Genomic DNA, 18,320 nt, shown 5'->3' on the forward strand with positions numbered 1-18,320 from the left:
GCATGACAAAAGTGACCGTTGCCGCAACGCAGATGGCGTGTTCCTGGGATCTGCCCAAGAATATTGAGAATGCCGAAAAACTGGTGCGACAGGCGCACGCCAAGGGTGCTCAAATAATCCTGATTCAGGAGCTGTTCGCCGCGCCTTACTTCTGTATCGATCAGAGTCCCGAGCACTATGCTCTGGCACAAACGCTGGAAACCAGCCCGCTTATCAAACACTTCTCTGCACTGGCGGCTGAGCTTGAGGTGGTATTGCCGCTGAGCTTCTTTGAGCGCGCCAATAATGCCTATTACAACTCGCTGGTGATGATTGACGCCGACGGTAGCGTGCTGGATGTGTACCGTAAAACGCACATTCCCAATGGTCCGGCGTATCAGGAAAAGCAGTTCTTTATCCCTGGCGATACCGGCTTCAAGGTGTGGCAGACGCGTTACGCTAAAGTGGGTGTGGGTATTTGCTGGGACCAGTGGTTCCCGGAAACCGCGCGCAGCCTGGCGTTGCAGGGCGCAGAGCTGATTTTCTACCCTACCGCTATCGGTTCTGAACCGGCTTATCCGGATATCGACAGCCAGCTACACTGGACGCGCGTGCAACAGGGCCACGCGGCTGCCAATCTGGTGCCGGTGATTGCCTCTAACCGTATTGGGAATGAAGCGAGCAAATATATCGATGGGCTGGAAATGACCTTCTACGGCTCTTCTTTCATTGCCGATCAAACCGGTACGCTGTTGGTGCAGGCGAACAAAACGGATGAAGCGGTGCTGGTGCACACCTTCGATCTGGAAGCGATCGCCGCTCAACGCGCCAGTTGGGGGCTGTTCCGCGACCGTCGTCCGGAGATGTACACGGCGCTCGGTACTTCTGACGGCAAGACCCGGAGATAATCGATGTCACCTTCGACTCTCACTTCGACGCCGCGTCAGGATGGCTTTTTTATGCCCGCCGAATGGGCACCTCATGATGCGGTGTGGATGATCTGGCCCTACCGGTTGGATAACTGGCGTAATAATGCCTTGCCTGCGCAGCAGACGTTTGCCGCAGTGGCACAGGCGATTGGTCAGAAGACGCCTGTGATCATGGGCGTGCCAGCGCAGCAGATGGCGCAGGCGCGTAGCCTGATGCCTGCAACGGTGACGCTGGTTGCGATGGAAAGCGATGATGCCTGGATGCGTGATACTGGACCGACCGTGGTGCTAAACGGCAACGGTGAGCGCCGAGGTATCGACTGGCAGTTTAACGCCTGGGGTGGCGAGTTGGGCGGGTTGTACGACGACTGGCGACAGGATGAACAAGTCGCGCAGCAGGTGTTGGCGCACCACGGTGATGCACGCTATGCGGCACCGCTGATTCTGGAAGGCGGCTCTATTCACGTTGATGGAGAAGGCACGCTGTTGACCACGGTAGAATGCTTGCTGAACCCGAACCGCAACCCTCATCTGAGTAAGGCTGAGATTGAGCAGTTGATGCGTGACTACCTCAATATTTCCACCATTATCTGGTTGGAAGAAGGGGTGTATAACGACGAAACCGATGGCCACATCGATAACATGTGCTGCTTTGTGCGCCCCGGTGAAGTGGCGCTGCACTGGACGGATGATGAAAACGATCCGCAGTATGCGCGCTCTGTCGCGGCGTATCAGGTTTTATCCCAGGCTCGGGATGCGCAAGGACGTGCTCTGAAGATCTGGAAGCTGCCTGCGCCGGGTCCGCTCTATGCCACGGAAGAGGAAGCGGCGGGTGTCGCATCGGGTGATGCGATTGAACGTTTAGCCGGTTCGCGTCTGGCGGGTTCTTACGTAAATTTTCTGATCAGCAATCAGCAAATTATCTTCCCGTTACTGGATGCGCGTACCGATGATACGGCGCGTGACCTGCTGCAACAGATGTTCCCGGATTACGCCATTGTAGGCGTGCCTGCGCGCGAAATTCTGTTAGGCGGTGGCAACATTCACTGCATTACTCAGCAGATCCCGTCGGTCCGTTAAGCCGGTTTCTCTATCACCAAAAGGCTCCGGTAGTCACCGGAGCATCAAACAGCCATTCCCGCGCATCTCTTGCAGAAGAGATGCGTTTTTTTTTCGCAGAGATCTCCGGCTTGCGCCGAGGATGACGGGAGGCACCGATATTAATCTATTTGGTTGGCTCTTTATCCAGATTATCCGCAGGCAGTTCACCGGGCAGATAGCCAGGCAGTCGGCCTGCCGGTATGATCGCCATCATGGACAAGAAGGGGCCTTGTTGAATAATAGGGAATCGTGCTGTTTTACTATGCCCATTTTGGTAGAAAATGCTTATCACCTCAGGCATTCCGTTTTCTCATGATGCTTAACTGCATGATTTTACGCTGCTGGAAACAATCGTTTTACTGGGCTGGTAGCATAAAATCTGTTTATTCAACAAAGCCACAAGAAGGCCATGATCAGCAGACCAAACTTCAGCGCTTTCAGGCGCGATTCCTCGTTGACGCGCACAGCTTCAGCCACTTGTTCTGGCGTTGCTGTGGTTTGCGACAGCACGGTGAGCAGGCGATCGTTACTGATAAAGTTAATATTATCGAGATTCACTTGTGCCTGAATTTCAGGGGTCAGTACAGGCGTTTGCACAATGTTGCGCATCACGCTGGAACTGAGCAATCCTACCAACAGCGCACCGGCCACGGCGGTACCAATCGCGTTCGCCAGATTGTTGGTGGTGCCGCGCAGTGAGCCGACGTCGCCCGCCAACTCTTTCGGTGAAGCACTCACCAGCACGTTAAACAGCAGGGTGACCAGTGAGCCCTGACCAATACCGAACGCTACCAGGCCGAACAGCACCGCGAACTCACTCCAATTGTTACGCACTACAAAAGCGAGCCACAGCAGCGAAAGGGTACAAATGATGAAGCCGTAGCGGCCAATCTTTTGCGGCGTCAGCTTGTGGTAAAAGCGTACGATAAGCGTTGCGGAGAAGAATACGGACAGGTTGAACGGCATCATGGCGATGGCGGTTGCCAGCGGCGTGCTGCCCTGCACAATCTGAATGTAGAGTGGCACGGAAAAGTTCAGCATTGCTTCCAGTGCGACCACTGCAAACATGGCGACCACGGCTGCTCGCTCCGTTGGCGAGGTAATCACTTCTAGCGCCAGCAATGGGGTTTTGCCTTTTTCTTTTACGCGTCGCGTCCAGACCACGAAGAGCTGACCAAGCACGATGCCCAGCGCGATCATAAAGGGTGCCGGAGAGAAGCCAAGCAGATCGAAAGGCGCAGCGTCTCGAACCAGACCCATTCCCCAGCGGTTAAGGTTGTTGAAGCCGAAAGAGAGCAGAATGATTGAGGTTGCTGCCAGTACCACGCCGACAATATCAATGCTGACTTCTGGCCGGCCCCTATCCGCTTTCATGCGGAAGCTGAGAAAGAAAATGACGGCAGACAAGACGATCAGCAGACCAAACGCTGGACGCCAGCCGATATAGGTGCCCAGCACCCCGCCAATTAAAAATGCTGCCACACCCGCGCCAGCGCGTGCAGAACCCAATGTGCCTAGCGCGGTAGCTTGTTGTGCACCGCGATAATTCTCCGCAATCAGTGCCACCAGTGAGGGCACCAACGCTGCCGCCGTCAGGCCGCTGAGCGCCTGTGCGCTGATCATGATGGTGGCGTTAGGGCTGAAAGTCATCATCACCTGCGCGACACCGAACAGCAGCACGGTAGAGCGGAAGATGATCAGTGGGCCAAATCGCTGGTTGAGTTTTGCACCCAACATAACGAAACCGGCGACGGACAGTGAATAGACGACGATGCCCGTCGCAATGGTGGTAGGCGGCACATTGAAACTGTTCACCATACCACCCAGCGCGACGGGGAGTGAGGCGACGTTGAATGACATCAGAATCTGGGCGAGTGCGATGGTGATCATCGGTATCCATGACGCTTTCTCGTCTGTCACTGTGTGCGGTGTTGATTGATTCACCATAATGGTTATCCCCTTATTGTACTTGGATTTTTATGAGAATTTTTGCGTTGGTTACACCAACGATGATCAGCTTTTTTCGGTGTAAGGTTCGGAGACGAACATATCCATACCCAGGCTGCGGGAGAGAAAGCGTGCGGCCAACTGGCCTTTGACGCTGTTGCCTGCACCGTCAAGTAAGGGCGCAAAGGTGCCTAAACCGCCCTTACCGGGCGAGACAGTGACGATGCCGCCGCCAATGCCGCTCTTGCCGGGGAGGCCGATATCGTAGAGCCAGTCGCCGGATGTTTCATACAGCCCAGCGGTGACCATCACGGCCAGGGCGTAATGGCACACGTCATTGTTGACCACGCGGTCGCGGGTGATGGGGTTAACGCCACCATCGGCCAGCGTCGCCCCCATCACCGCCAGATCGCGGGCGCTGATGTTGAGTGAGCATTGGCGGGTATATAAATCAACAGCAATGGCCGGCTCGCAGCCGAGCCGCCCGTAACTGTAAAGCAGATTGGCGATGCCGCGATTGCGGAAATTAGTCTCACTAGCGGATTGATACACTTCCTCGTTAAGGGTGAGTTCTCTGCCCGCGAAACCGCATAACCCGCTGTAAATAAAATTCCATTTCTCGTCGCTGGTGTTGCCGGGGATCACGCTGGTGGTGGCGATTGCCCCTGGATTTACCATCGGATTAGTGCGGGAGTCTGCGGTGAACTCAACGGCTGTGACAGAGTTGAACGGCATACCGGTACTGTTTACGCCCAACTTTTCGCGCACGACGCGGGCACCCAGTGCCTGACACACCAGCGCAAAGACAAAGGGCTTTGATACGCTCATGATGGTGAACTCATAATCCACATCACCTGCGGCGTGTACTGCGCCGTTAGTGCCAACCATGCAAATGCCATAGAGCGCAGGAGGCACGCGTTCAAGAGCAGGATAAACCTTAGAAACGACTCCCTTGTGGTTCTGCCCGAAACGCTGGTGGGCTTCCTAAATCAATTGTGCAACGGTGTCCTGGTCCGGCAGATGTCCGGTTGAAACATAGTGGCTGAAAGTATTGCTGGATTCGTCAAAGGGCATGGTGATATCTCCGTAATAGACCGCCATTTTCCTTACTTATCAACTTGATAGGGGTGGCATCATTGAGGCGCTTTCTCCCTTCATAGAGCGTAGTACAGCGTGGCATGATGATTACGGTGTGATTTGAGACGTATATGTCTTGAGTTAAAAGGTAGGTTTTATAGAAAATAATAAATATCCAGACATTTAAAATATTTAATCCCGTAAATGGTTTTTTTTTCAGAAATAAAATTTTTAATTTAGTAACGTGAAAAAGTCACTGCGAATGATTAAGTGCCTGGTGCGAGGCGGTACAAGAGTTTCAGAAAAGGAGTACAGCGAGGGGCGGGGACAAGAGAGTAAAACAGCGCATCCGTAAAACAGACGCGCTGTTGCAGTATTACCGCATTACGCACGCTTGGCTTCTGCGGCGGCTTTTACGATCACGGCAAAGGCATCGGCTTTCAGCGACGCGCCACCCACCAGTGCGCCGTCGATGTCCGGCTGCGTGAAGAGTTCTGCGGCGTTGGCTGCGTTGACCGAACCACCATACTGAATGATGACCTGATCGGCGACCGCTTTGTCCTGCTTGGCGATATGGTCACGGATAAACTTATGCACCGCTTGTGCCTGAGCCGGGGTTGCTGATTTGCCAGTGCCAATGGCCCATACGGGTTCGTAGGCGATAACCGCATCGTTGAAGGCTGTGGCACCCAATGTGCTCAATACCGCATCCAACTGACGGGCGACAACCGCTTCGGTTTCACCAGCTTCGTTTTCGGCTTCGGTTTCACCAATGCACAACACGGGGATCAGTCCGGCTTCTTTCAGCACGCCAAATTTTTTCGCAATGAATGCGTCGCTTTCTTTGTGGTAGGTGCGGCGTTCGGAGTGGCCGATGATGATGTATTTCGCACCGATGTCTTTAAGCATGGTGGCAGAGGTTTCGCCCGTGTAGGCACCGGACAGGTTAACATCGACGTTCTGTGCGCCGAGCGCAATGCCGCCACCGGCCAATTGATGATTTGCCTGATCCAGATACAGCTCGGGCGGCGCGATGGCGACGTTGCAGCCAGTCACTGTGCTGAGTTCTTTACGCAAACCGGCGATCAGCTCGATAACCATGTGCGTGCTGCCGTTCAGCTTCCAGTTACCCATTACTAATGGATGACGCATCTTTTTTCCTCCGAATAGGGATAGCAAGTAATTTTATTTTTCAGACAGTATAGAGACCAAACCCGCGAGAAGCTCGGATTTTCATCACTCAATGCCAGCGCGATCACGGTTCAGATAGCGTTAGCTTAATCGGTTCAACAGCGAATGTTATCCCTTTTTCCCCATTATCTGCCACTACATATCGCAATGCGCCTTCCGTTTGTTGGTAAAAGCCCTGACGTTTGCCGATATCCAGCAATTCCGTAATCTTCTTGTTGCTTTGTTCCTCGGAGAGCGAGGGAATGAAGTGACGCAGCAGTGCGGCCATATACTGGATAGCCTGCGCACGGCGAGCGCCGGTTTCAGGATCGCCCGCCTGAGGGTGGTAGGTCAGTTGCATGGTTTTTATTTTGCCGGTGCCTCGCTCCAGCGCGGTTGAGGCGTAGAGTTGGGCATTGATTCTGCTCGCAGCCTGCGTCAGCGGTGCGCCGGGCTCTCCAGTATCCACCGCGCGGAATTCACCCATCGTTAATGAGGGGTTGCTGAGGTTATAGCCATATCGTTATACACATCTTTCTAACGCACTGTTTAATCAATGAGTTACGGGTTTATCTCAGAGTGGCATTTTGAACCTCAAAAAGCCAATGGGATGGCTTGAATGCCTTAATTCACGGGGTTCTGAGCATCCTGTTCAAAAAATGGCCAAAAGATGTGTATAACGATATGGGTTATAGCGCGTGCGAAATTGTGGGATAGTCTGGTCGAATGTTGGCGCGTCGGGCAGCAGGTACGGTGCCACCTTGGCGTCTTTTGACGGCACAAGGGGTTGCGCGTGAACCTCCGGTCCAGACGTCAGTAAAAGCAGGAGTAACGCTGGGGCAACGAGTCGTATAGTCATAGTTCCGCTATTGAAGTGTTCCGTTTTCAAAAGAGAGCGTTGTCAGAGCAAGATTGGAGGCACTGACAACGGGCGCTTGTCTGATTAAAGCGGGATTTGGGCGTGATTGTCAAAAGGCACGTGCTGGCACACCCTTGTCGAACCATTCTGTCAGTAAGATGTATTCACCCTGAGAAGGCTTTGTTGAATAAACAGATTTTATGCTACCAGCCCAGTAAAACGATTGTTTCCAGCAACGTAAAATCATGCAGTTAAGCATCATGAGAAAACGGAATGCCTGAGGTGATAAGCATTTTCTACCAAAATGGGCATAGTAAAACAGCACGATTCCCTATTATTCAACAAAGCCCCTGAGAATAAACGTGTCGATATGAGAATATACAATACCTTTTCTTTGTTAGCGTTATATTACGCATTGTTGTTTATTTGTGGTTGTAGGGTGAATAAATATTATCAACCAAAATGAGAGGTTATTAACAGTATTTAAAATATTCGCAATAATGTATCACGGTATACGTAAATGACGATTTCTCTTGATATATAACCCGTTAACCAGTGTGTAAACCACATCGGTTTCAACATAATAAAAATATATACCCTAAATAATTCGAGTTGCAGGAAGGCGGCAAATGATCTTGACCCACCATCTCCGGACAGCTTTTGTATCTTAAGTTAACGATGCCCGCTGGCGCCGATATTCTCTTGGGGAGTTGTATCCCACCTCGTTATACACAAGTCCGCAACGCCTTATATGCCAAGGGTTAGCGGGCTGAAATAGGCAGCCGGTGGGGTTGTAAATGAAGTGAAACCGACGTGTACTATCGCCATTTACGGCGCTGAAAAATGACACGGGATTCAGATGGCTGGGCACACCAAGAACTGGAAGGGGTAAATCTTGGTGACACGAGGCTCAATAAGCGTGCCAAAGGGCTTTTGATACGGCTGGCTGAGAATCCGCAAGCCAGCATTCCGCATGCGTGCCTCGGATGGTCTGAGACGCTGGGTGCTTACCGCTTCATGGAGAACCAAGCATTCGAATGGCGAGACATTCTGCAACCTCACTGGCAGCGTACGCAGGAAAGGATCCGAGAACACGAGGTTGTGCTGTGTATCCAAGACACTACCGAGCTTGACTTCAACGGGCAGCAAATCCAAGGCTTGGGTCCTTTGAACTACGAAGCCAGGCGTGGTCTGTACCTGCATCCGACCTACGCGGTCAGTCCGGATCGCGTGGGGTTGGGCGTACTGGATGCGTGGATGTGGGCAAGAGAGCCGAAGGATGCAGACGGAAAACGCGATGGGCTCAAGGAGAGTACGCGCTGGCTCGAGGGATACGAGCGAGTTGCTGAACTCGCCTCGGAGTTGCCAAACACACGTCTGGTGTACTTAGCCGATCGCGAAGCGGATATCAAGGCGTTGATGCAGCTCGCTGATGACCTTGGCACTCCGGCTGACTGGTTGATCCGCTCGACTCATAATCGCAGTCTGGACTGTAATGAGAAGCTTTGGCAGAAGGTTGGAAAGACCGTGCCGGTGGGAGAAATCCAATTCGTTATGGCGGCTCGCGCGGGGCAGAAGGCGCGTACGGTGAAACAGGCGCTGCGCGTGAAGCGAGTGTCGCTGCGTTGCGGGTTGGCAGTGACTTGTGTGATAGCCAAGGAAATTGAGCCGCCAGCAGGCGTGAAGCCGGTCGAGTGGCGGTTGCTGAGCAATCGCGTACCTGAAGGACGAGAAGATATCGTGGAGCTGATCGACTGGTATCGGGCTAGATGGGAAATCGAGATGTTCTTCAATGTGCTGAAGAACGGCTGCTGTGTCGAAGCGTTACAGTTATCGACCGTGGATCGCATTGAGCGGGCATTGGCGCTGTTCATGATCGTGGCATGGCGCATCGCCTATTTAATGCGTATGGGACGAACCTGTCCAGAGCTGGACGCAATGTTGTTCTTTGATTCCGACGAGACTCATGGAGCTTACCTACTGATGAACAAGCGTATGCCCAAGGGCCGCCCTAAGCTAAACGAAGTATTGCGCTTAGTTGCGCAACTGGGAGGCTTTCTTGCTCGAAAAGGCGACGGTGAACCAGGCGCAAAAACTATCAGGAAAGGCTTGCAGAAAGTCATGACGGCCGCCGAAACGCTACGCGCGCTCAGGCACGAACAGAGATGTGTATAACGAGGTGACCCATACCCCCTGTCCTTCCACGCCCGGTCACCACGTTCTGTCGCTTTAATTGGGACCAGGCCGCCGAAATCGTCGCCGGGCTCACCCGCAATATTTCAGCCAGTTCTCGAACCGACGGCAACTGGCTGCCAATAGCGATGCGCTCCTCACGAATCAATGCAGCGATATCCATCGCAATACCCCGAATCGAGGGATCGGTAAGCATTCCAGCCAGCCAAACGGGATCAATTTCTGCTGTAATATCAAAAACTTTTGTTCAGTAACAAAAATATGATTGTACACATACAAATGAGCCACTAGTATCAAAAAAAGCCACATTACGTACAAAAATTGTACAATTGTAAGCAGGGAAATAATGAGCATGATGTGGATTAGTTAGCCTTCACCGGGGAAATAGCGTGACGATAACAATTAGATTGGCAGTGCGCGATTGGGACTATTTTACTCCACTTGCTTTGGGCGACATCAAGCCAAAACACTTTACATTGATGATCGACCGCGTGGAGGCGTTGCCCCAAAATTTGGCCAACAGCCCGCATTACGATGCGGGTGAAATATCTTTCAGCCACTACGCGCGGAACCGCGCTGGTAACGATGAAAGTTTGCTGGCACTTCCGCATTTCTTGATGCGGGGGTTTCGCCAGCGCTGCATTTTGACCACGGAAGACAGCCCATTGAATGCGTTATCGCAGCTCGCGGGCAAACGTATCGGTGTAACCGGCTGGCATCACTCCGGCAGTGTCTGGACGCGTGCCATGCTGCGACGTGAAGGCATTGAGACGAAAGATGCCCATTGCTATGCCGGCCGCTTAACAGACGCACACCCGATCATGGACAGGCTGGGGAATTTTGGTCAACCGGGAAACATTGACCCGGCCCCCGGCGAGCGGTCGCTGATATCGTTGCTGAAAAACGGCGAACTGGATGCAATATGCACCCCTTTTATGCCGGATGGGTATTTCAGTGAGACTTCAGGGCTACGTCAATTGCTTCGAGATTTTCGGCAGGCAGAATTGGATTACTTCCGGGCCGTGGGTTACATCCCGGGTATTCACGTTCTCGGCATCAAACCTGAGATAGCACAAGTGCACCCTTGGCTGCCGCAAGCGTTAAGTGAAGTGATCGATCAATCCTACGCCCTGTGGATGAAAAAACGCATCAAATATACCGACACCACGCCGTGGCTACTGGACGATCTGCGCAGGATTTACCCGCCAACTGGAATGAAAATGGCTTTGAGGTGAATAAAGCGATGATCGCTGATTTCGCCCGAGAACTGTATGAGCAAAAGATCACCGAGAAATGCTTAACCCCGGAAGCGTTGTTCCCCTATTCATGTCAGTAGCGGCATTGCACCTTAATGACGTGATGGATTACAGAGGTTGCTATGAAAGTTGCGTTGGGACAATTCGCGGTAGACAAAGAGTGGCAGAACAATGCCATCACTACGGTCTCACTCATGGAACAAGCCGAGCAGGCCGGTGCTGAACTTCTGGTACTGCCTGAAGGCATTCTGGCACGCGATATTACCAATCCCAAGTTGGTACTAACCGCAGCACAACCTCTTGATGGCCCGTTTATGACGCAGGTGCTTGCCGCCAGCCAAGGCAACGGCATGACCACCATGATGAGCGTCCACGTTCCTAACGGCAGCGTTAAAGTCTGGAACACGCTGGTTGTCGTTCGCAACGGCAAAATCATCGAGCAGTATCGCAAATTGCATCTGTACGATGCATTCGCTATGAAAGAATCTGATAACGTGATGCCTGGAGATGATGTCCCGGCGTTGGTAAACCTTGCCGGATTGAACGTGGGATTGATGACCTGCTATGACATCCGCTTTCCCGAGCTCGCGCGTCGTCTGGTACTGGATGGCGCCGATCTGCTGGTGCTGCCCGCCGCCTGGGTTAAAGGGCCACTGAAAGAGACGCACTGGGAACTTCTGGTCCGCGACCGCGCTTTGGAAAACACCACCTATGTGGTGGCGGTTGGCGAGTGCGGTGTGAGAAACGTCGGTAACAGCATGGTGGTCGACCCGCTAGGCGTCGTGGTAGTACAGGCACCCGAAACACCGACGTTGGTCTATGCTTATATCGATCCTAAACGAACCGCCTATGCTCGTGATGTTTTACCGGCACTGGCTAACCGCCGATTTGTTGCACCACGTTTGCACCATGAAATACAAGGATAGTTTTCACCGCTAATACTGATTTTCTCACTATCACTGACATATGCATTCCCCAAAAAGCAGAGGAGAACACGGCATGACAATGAAAAGGCTTGGATATACCACGCTACTGATCGGTTCACTGTTTTCTGCAAATACCTTGGCTACCGCAATTCCAACCCAAACGCTAAACAAAAGCCTGCACGAACGTTTGCCGGAAGATATAAAAAAAACCGGCGTCTTAAACGCTGCCAATAACGGTTCCTTTCCGCCTTATAAAATCGTCAGCAACACTGATTCCATCGAAGGCGCTAGCGTTGATCTCGCTAACGCATTGGGTGAACTGCTCGGTGTCAAAATTGAACATTTCACGGTGGGCGGACTACCCGGCATACTGAGCGGTATTCAATCTGGGCGCTACCAATTCGCAATCGGGCCCACTGGCGATTTCCCGCCGCGTCAGGCTAAAAACGATTTTGTGGATTTTGTCCGTGAATTTGTCGTCTTTGCGGTAAAAAGTGGAAACTCTGAAAAAATAAATACCCTGGACGATACCTGCGGCAAACGCATCGCCGTATTGGCAGGAGGTTCTGCCGAGCAGGTGATCGTCAAACAATCGCAAGCCTGTACCGCTGCCGGAAAACCGGCCGTGACGGTACAATCCTACACTGACCAACCGACCTCAATCCTCTCTGTGCGTTCCGATCGCGCAGATGCCTTTTTCTCCTCTCAGGCACCGCTGACCTACTTTGTGCAGCAAACCAATGGGCAGCTCGAACTGGCCGGTACCGGGCAACACAATGGATTTGGCGACCTGTATCAGGGATCTGTCTTTGAGAAAGACTCGCCGTTAACACCGATTATTCTGGCTGCGTATCAGGAGCTGTTTGATAACGGCACCTATGCCGCCATCATGAAGAAATGGAACTTGTCAGACAATATGCTGCCTGCACCGGGCATCAATTTAGCCAAGTAATCGACGTTTCTTCGCAGAAACCACGCATTACATCGTCAATAACGTTGAGAGGCATTTTTTGCCGTGGACAAATTGAGAGATGTTGCCAGAGCCCTGCCACCCAGCCGCTTTAGCCAGCGGCTTTCCTGGGGCTTCACACTGATTGTCGCCTTTTATGTGCTTTGGTGCATTGGGACTAATAAGCACTTTGAATGGCATGTGGTTTATCAGTGGTTTAATGAAAAAACCGTGCTCAACGGGTTGGCGATGACGCTGGATCTGACCGTGGTGGCCATGATCATCGGCACTATATTGGGGTTATTACTGGCTATCGGGCGCATGTCCAACAATCGGCTACTGAGCGGACTTTCCGGGTTTTATATCTGGTTTTTTCGCGGCACGCCGCTGCTGGTGCAACTGATTTTTTGGTACAACCTTGCCACACTCTTTCCCCGCGTCTCACTGGGCATTCCTTTTGGCCCAGAATGGGTGAGTTGGAAGACCAACGATCTAATCACGCCGCTTACGGCCGCTATTGCCGGTCTGGCACTGAATGAAGCTGCCTATATGGCGGAAATCATTCGTGGCGGCCTGCTTTCTGTCGATCACGGTCAGGTAGAAACCGCGCAGGCATTCGGCATGAGCCGCAGCCGTGCGTTACGCCGCATCATCATTCCGCAGGCGATGCGCGCTATCGTTCCCCCTACCGGTAACCAGTTAATTAGTATGATCAAAGCGACATCGCTGGTCAGCGTCATCGCAATGGGCGATCTGCTTTATTCGGTACAAGCCATTTATAACAGTACCTTTGCCGTGATCCCGATGTTGATGGTGGCGGTGATGTGGTATCTGTTTATTACCTCGCTGCTGAATATTGGGCAATCGGCCATCGAACGCTATTACTCCCGAGGTGAGCGCCTCCCGGCATCGGAAATCCGCCGATTGCCCCCGGCAAAAGCCAATGTGTCTGGCAAAGAGGAACCTCAATGAGCAAGCCGCATTGCGCCGCGACAACATCCGGTGAGCAAACGCCGCTGGTACGTGCGCGCAACGTCCACAAATATTTTGGCGACAATCATGTGCTGCGCGGAATCGATCTGGATGTGAACAGCGGCGAAACTGTAGTGATTTTGGGGCCATCGGGTTCAGGAAAATCCACCTTCCTACGCTGCATCAACCATCTGGAAACGATGGATGAAGGCTATATCATGATGGGCGATGAACAAATCGGCTATCAGTTGCGCGGTGAGAAACTCTATCCCCTGTCAGCACGCGACATTGCGCGCCAACGTAGTCACATCGGTATGGTGTTCCAACAGTTCAACCTCTATCCCCATATGACCGTGTTGCAGAACATCATTGAAGCGCCGGTCGGTGTGCATAAGCAGGATCGCCAGGAAGCACAGACCTATGCTATGGCCCTGCTAAAACGCGTTGGGCTGGAACACAAAGCGGATGCCTATCCGCGCCATCTGTCCGGCGGGCAGCAGCAGCGTGTCGCCATTGCGCGTGCGCTGGCTATTCGCCCGACCGTGATGCTGTTTGACGAACCCACCTCGGCACTCGATCCCGAGCTGGTCGGAGAAGTGCTGGCAACGATGCGATCGCTGGCAGAGCAAGGCTTGACCATGATCGTCGTCACCCATGAGATCAGTTTTGCCCGCGAAGCCGCCGATCGGGTGATCTTTCTTGATGAAGGCGTAGTGGTTGAGCAAGGTCGCCCGGATGATGTGCTGGTTACACCGCAACATCCGCGCACCCAGGCCTTCCTGAGCCGCTTTATCTAACGCCTGTCGTCCTCGGCCCTCAGGCAGAAAGAATGTGATTCATTGCACATGCTATTTCCCTCCGGGGCTGTTCTGACCATATAATGCGCATCCGGGCGGTTCAACCGCTAACAACAACTGACACCACAGCCCTTCGGGCATCACACACTCAATAAAGATATGAAGATGAGTATTCGCGCGATCTTAACCACCCTTCTGGCCGCTGCTGCTTTCAGTCAATCAGCATTTGCCGTTGTTTATCCGCTGCCGCCGGCCAACAGCCGTCTGATCGGGGAAAACCTGGAAATTACCGTTCCAACCGACAGCACGCTGCCGTTGGAAGCCTTTGCTGCCCAATACCAAATGGGCCTGAGCAACCTGATGGAAGCGAACCCGAATGCGGATGTCTACCTGCCGCAACCGGGCAGCAAAATGATTATTCCGCAGCAGTTGATCCTGCCAGATGCGCCGCGCGAAGGCATCGTTATCAATAGCGCCGAAATGCGCCTGTACTACTATCCGAAAGGCAGCAAAACCGTCATCGTATTGCCTATCGGCATCGGTGAACTGGGTAAAGATACGCCGGTCAACTGGACCACCAGCGTACAGAGTAAAAAAGCGGGTCCAACCTGGACGCCAACCGCCAAAATGCACGCTGAATATGCAGCACGCGGCGAGTATCTGCCAAAAGTCTATCCGGCAGGTCCGGATAATCCGATGGGGCTGTATGCGCTCTACATCGGCAACTTGTATGCGATTCACGGCACCAACGCCAACTTCGGTATCGGCCTGCGAGTGAGCCACGGTTGCGTGCGTCTGCGCGCTGACGACATCAAATTCCTGTTCAACAACGTGCCAGTCGGCACCCGCGTTCAGTTTATCAATGAACCGGTAAAAGCCACCGTTGAGCCAGACGGTTCCCGCTACGTTGAAGTGCACGATCCGCTGTCTCGTACCGTAGAAGAGTTCCACTCCGACTCGCCGGCCCCGATCAGCATCACCGCCAAAGTCAGCAAAGTGATTGCTGACGCGAGCGTGAACACCAGCGATGCGGATAGCGCCATCAGAACGCGTTCCGGCATGCCGACCAAAATCAACGGTGCGCAGGAACCTGCACAATCTTTAGAAACGCTGGCACCGCAAGACGCGCCGGTTGCCGTACCGGATGAAGTTCAGCAGCCGGTTGAAGCAACTGCACCGCAAACGGATGCCAACCGCTCCTGATTGCCGCAGTTGCATGCCTGTATTCCCCGGCATATGCCGGGGAATTTATCGAGCATTCCTGCTCACACCACCCTTTCTGCAACGCCCTGTTATGCTCCGCGCTGTGAAGCCTCAAGCGCCTGCGACACATCCGCAATAATATCGTCAATGTGCTCAATCCCGACGGAGATACGCACCAGATCTTCACTCACCCCCGCGCGTGCTAACTCTTGTGCGTTGAGTTGACGGTGCGTGGTTGTGGCCGGATGGCATGCCAGTGATTTGGCATCACCAATGTTCACCAACCGCAGGATCATCTGCAACGCATCGATAAAACGTCCGCCAGCCGCTTTGCCGCCCTTGATGCCAAAACTGATAATTCCCGAGGCTTTGCCCCCAGAAATTTTGTCGCACGTCGGTTTATACGGGCTGTCCGGTAAGGCTGCGTAGTTCACCCAGGTAACCAGAGGATGAGACGAGAGATAGCTCGCCAACGCTTCGGCATTGCTGCAATGGCGCTCAATGCGCAGACTAAGCGTTTCCAACCCCTGTAATAACAAAAAGGCGCTGTGAGGCGATAGCGCCGCACCGGTATTGCGCAGCGGGACAACACGGCAGCGACCAATATACGCCGCCGGGCCGAATGCCTCGGTGTACACCACGCCGTGGTAAGAGGGATCCGGTTCGCTGAGCAGAGGGAAGCGCGCCTTGTTGGCAACCCAGTCAAATTTGCCGCTATCGATAATGGCGCCACCAATAGTGGAACCGTGCCCGCCGATATATTTGGTCAGGGAATGCACCACGATATTAGCCCCGTGTTCGAACGGGCGACACAACACCGGCGTTGCCACCGTGTTATCGACAATCACCGGCACGCCGTGGCGATGGGCGATGGCAGCAATCTGTGCGATATCGACCACGTTGCCCGCCGGATTGCCGATGGATTCACAGAATACCGCCTTGGTGCGCTCATCAATCAACGCGTCCAGCGCGGCGAAATCCTCGGCAGAAAACATACGTACTTCAATCCCCTGACGCGGCAACGTATGTGCAAACAGGTTATAAGTGCCACCGTACAGTTGGCTGGTGCTGACAATATTGTCCCCCACCTGCGTCAGCGCCTGCAGCGCATAGGTAATCGCCGCCATACCCGAGGCGAGCGCCAATGCGCCGATCCCACCTTCAATCGCTGCCAAACACGCTTCCAGCACCGCGTTGGTAGGATTCATGATGCCATATCGTTATACACATCTTTTGGCCATTTTTTGAACAGGATGCTCAGAACCCCGTGAATTAAGGCATTCAAGCCATCCCATTGGCTTTTTGAGGTTCAAAATGCCACTCTGAGATAAACCCGTAACTCATTGATTAAACAGTGCGTTAGAAAGATGTGTATAACGATATGTCATGATGCGACTGTAGATATTGCCCGCCACTTTGAGATCGAACAGGTCAGCGCCATGCTGCGTATCATCAAACGTGTAAGAGGTTGTCTGGTAAATCGGCACGGCAGCAGATTTGGTGGTTGCTTCTGAGGTGTAGCCGTGGTGTAACACGAGGGATTCCAGTTTCATCGCGCAGACCTTTCTATGCGTGTGGATGGTAGGCATCTTCCTAAAATAGCAGACAAAAATCGCCACGACTGAGCCACAGCTAGAAGAAAACGCGATAAGTTAGGAGAAACGAGCATAAGTTTTCTACTCCTGGATCTGTAGTGGTGTAGTGGTCAACTAATATTGGCCACCGCATTAGACTGTATGTAGAACAGTCGCTCAGATTCGTTTGGAGTTAAGCCGCCGTTATACCAGTGAGGCCGGATAGCGCTGTAATACCCCGTGATGTAGCGGATAATCGCGTCCTGGGCTTCGCTGAAGCTGTTGTAACCCTTTGTCGGCACCCATTCTGTCTTCAGGCTGCGGAAGAACCGCTCCATTGGCGCATTATCCCAGCAGTTACCCCGCCGACTCATACTCTGCTTTATCCGGCAGCGCCACAGGGCTTGCCGGTATTGACGGCTGGTATAGTGGCTGCCCTGGTCGCTGTGGAACATGACTCCTGTTGGTTGTCCCCGGAGTTCCCAGGCCATCTGCAACGCTTTAACTGTCAGCGCCGAGTCCGGCGACGTCGACATGGCCCAGCCCACCGGTTTGCGGGCGAACAGATCTAGCACCACCGCAAGGTAAGCCCAGCATTTGCCCGTCCAGATGTAGGTCACATCGCCGCACCAGACCTGATCCGGCGCGGTAACCGCGAACTGGCGGTTGAGATAGTTCGGTATTTCAACGAGTTCATTGCCGCCGCGTTTGTATTTGTGAGCCGGTCGCTGGCAGCTGGCGATACCCAGCTCCTTCATCAGCTTGCCAGCCAGCCAGCGCCCCATTTTGACACCGGAGCTGCCGGTGACGATGGTCGCGATACTTCGAGCGCCGGCAGAGCCGCCGCTGGCGTTCCAGGCTTCCATGACGCGGCTACACTTAACCACGCGCTCACCGTCGGGTTCATTAGCGGAAGCCTGCCAGTGCCTGTAGCTGCTGCGATGTACCTCAAAAGTTTGGCACAACGCCGTGACCGGGTATCGCGCCCTCAGCCTGTCGACTACCGTGAACCGTTGAGTGAGTCCGACATTAAGAGCGCCGTAGCCTTTTTTAGGATTTCGTTCTCCATTTCAAGGCATTGGACTTTTTTCTTCATCTCACGCAGCTCGAGCTGTTCAGGGGTAAGAGGAAGTCCCGTTGGCGTTTTTCCCTGTCGTTCAAGGCGAAGCTTATTGACCCAGCGACTAATGGCAGAATGGCTGACATTAACCGCCTCTGCGGCCTTAACGTATGTGTAGCCGTGGTCGACAACCAGCTTTGCGGCTTCGAGCTTAAATTCCGCCGTAAAATGTTTACCCATGAGGTCACCTGTCGTGTTGATGAGGTGAGCATATCACCTCCGCTCAGGTGGCCAGTATCAGTGTGCCACTACAGTTGTATTAGCTCAG

15 protein-coding genes and 4 pseudogenes are annotated in these 18,320 nt (G+C 53.2%); 9 read left to right on the forward strand and 10 right to left on the reverse strand.

What is annotated here, in order from left to right:
• Positions 1–2: 2 nt before the first annotated feature.
• Positions 3–887, forward strand: a complete 885-nt coding sequence (gene aguB, locus ACWWJF_RS11635) for an N-carbamoylputrescine amidase (protein ID WP_455869522.1) — start codon at positions 3–5, stop codon at positions 885–887.
• A gap of 3 nt (positions 888–890) precedes the next feature.
• Positions 891–1,988: an agmatine deiminase gene (gene aguA / locus ACWWJF_RS11640; RefSeq protein WP_455869523.1), complete on the forward strand. Its 1,098-nt coding sequence runs from the start codon at positions 891–893 to the stop codon at positions 1,986–1,988.
• 145 nt (positions 1,989–2,133) lie between these two features.
• Here the strand turns inward: aguA and ACWWJF_RS11645 are convergent, their stop codons facing one another.
• From ACWWJF_RS11645 to ACWWJF_RS11670, 6 genes and pseudogenes are all read right to left on the reverse strand, one after another.
• Positions 2,134–2,310, reverse strand: a complete 177-nt coding sequence (locus ACWWJF_RS11645; RefSeq protein WP_455869524.1) for a hypothetical protein — start codon at positions 2,308–2,310, stop codon at positions 2,134–2,136.
• Between the two features lie 86 nt (positions 2,311–2,396).
• Complete coding sequence (locus ACWWJF_RS11650) at positions 2,397–3,956, reverse strand: MFS transporter (protein ID WP_455869525.1); 1,560 nt, start codon at positions 3,954–3,956, stop codon at positions 2,397–2,399.
• Positions 3,957–4,022: 66 nt separating this feature from the next.
• Positions 4,023–5,030 (reverse strand): annotated as a pseudogene (glsA, locus tag ACWWJF_RS11655) (glutaminase A).
• A gap of 387 nt (positions 5,031–5,417) precedes the next feature.
• On the reverse strand, positions 5,418–6,185 hold the full coding sequence (tpiA, locus tag ACWWJF_RS11660) for a triose-phosphate isomerase (RefSeq protein ID WP_455869526.1): 768 nt from the start codon (positions 6,183–6,185) through the stop codon (positions 5,418–5,420).
• Positions 6,186–6,288: 103 nt separating this feature from the next.
• A pseudogene (locus ACWWJF_RS11665) lies at positions 6,289–6,726 on the reverse strand (DUF1454 family protein); the annotation flags it as partial.
• 129 nt (positions 6,727–6,855) lie between these two features.
• Entirely contained in the window at positions 6,856–7,062 is a 207-nt protein-coding gene (locus ACWWJF_RS11670) for a DUF1454 family protein (protein WP_455871051.1), read from the reverse strand.
• 843 nt (positions 7,063–7,905) lie between these two features.
• Between ACWWJF_RS11670 and ACWWJF_RS11675 the strand changes: the two genes are divergently transcribed.
• Positions 7,906–9,237 (forward strand): IS4 family transposase, encoded by a 1,332-nt coding sequence (locus tag ACWWJF_RS11675; RefSeq protein ID WP_455868420.1) that lies wholly within the window; start codon positions 7,906–7,908, stop codon positions 9,235–9,237.
• Here the strand turns inward: ACWWJF_RS11675 and ACWWJF_RS11680 are convergent.
• Entirely contained in the window at positions 9,212–9,418 is a 207-nt protein-coding gene (locus tag ACWWJF_RS11680) for a GntR family transcriptional regulator (protein ID WP_455869527.1), read from the reverse strand. The genes ACWWJF_RS11675 and ACWWJF_RS11680 overlap by 26 nt on opposite strands.
• Before the next feature lie 226 nt (positions 9,419–9,644).
• On the opposite strand from ACWWJF_RS11680, the pseudogene ACWWJF_RS11685 reads away from it, so the two are divergent.
• From ACWWJF_RS11685 to ACWWJF_RS11710, 6 genes and pseudogenes are all read left to right on the forward strand, one after another.
• A pseudogene (locus ACWWJF_RS11685) lies at positions 9,645–10,591 on the forward strand (nitrate ABC transporter substrate-binding protein).
• A 42-nt stretch (positions 10,592–10,633) separates the two neighbouring features.
• On the forward strand, positions 10,634–11,437 hold the full coding sequence (locus ACWWJF_RS11690; protein WP_455869528.1) for a deaminated glutathione amidase: 804 nt from the start codon (positions 10,634–10,636) through the stop codon (positions 11,435–11,437).
• Between the two features lie 73 nt (positions 11,438–11,510).
• Entirely contained in the window at positions 11,511–12,389 is an 879-nt protein-coding gene (locus tag ACWWJF_RS11695; RefSeq protein ID WP_455869529.1) for an ABC transporter substrate-binding protein, read from the forward strand.
• A 63-nt stretch (positions 12,390–12,452) separates the two neighbouring features.
• The gene (locus tag ACWWJF_RS11700) at positions 12,453–13,358 is read left to right on the forward strand and encodes an amino acid ABC transporter permease (protein ID WP_455869530.1); all 906 of its coding nucleotides are present in this window, start codon (positions 12,453–12,455) and stop codon (positions 13,356–13,358) included.
• Positions 13,355–14,155: an amino acid ABC transporter ATP-binding protein gene (locus ACWWJF_RS11705; RefSeq protein WP_455869531.1), complete on the forward strand. Its 801-nt coding sequence runs from the start codon at positions 13,355–13,357 to the stop codon at positions 14,153–14,155. Before ACWWJF_RS11700 ends, ACWWJF_RS11705 begins: the two co-directional genes overlap by 4 nt.
• Before the next feature lie 165 nt (positions 14,156–14,320).
• Positions 14,321–15,358 carry a L,D-transpeptidase family protein gene (locus ACWWJF_RS11710; protein ID WP_455869532.1) on the forward strand — a complete coding sequence of 346 codons (1,038 nt, stop codon included), beginning with the start codon at positions 14,321–14,323 and terminating at the stop codon, positions 15,356–15,358.
• Positions 15,359–15,447: 89 nt separating this feature from the next.
• On the opposite strand, the pseudogene ACWWJF_RS11715 reads toward ACWWJF_RS11710, so the two are convergent.
• The 3 genes and pseudogenes from ACWWJF_RS11715 to ACWWJF_RS11725 form a co-directional block, all read right to left on the reverse strand.
• A pseudogene (locus ACWWJF_RS11715) lies at positions 15,448–16,569 on the reverse strand (O-acetylhomoserine aminocarboxypropyltransferase/cysteine synthase family protein); the annotation flags it as partial.
• A 129-nt stretch (positions 16,570–16,698) separates the two neighbouring features.
• On the reverse strand, positions 16,699–16,911 hold the full coding sequence (locus ACWWJF_RS11720) for a PLP-dependent transferase (protein WP_455869333.1): 213 nt from the start codon (positions 16,909–16,911) through the stop codon (positions 16,699–16,701).
• Positions 16,912–17,063: 152 nt separating this feature from the next.
• A protein-coding gene (locus tag ACWWJF_RS11725; RefSeq protein WP_455868696.1) for an IS3 family transposase occupies positions 17,064–18,232 on the reverse strand; the annotation gives its coding sequence in 2 pieces (ribosomal slippage) (positions 17,064–17,977 and positions 17,977–18,232; 1,170 coding nt in all).
• Positions 18,233–18,320: the final 88 nt, after the last annotated feature.

This window comes from Symbiopectobacterium sp. Eva_TO, assembly GCF_053848865.1.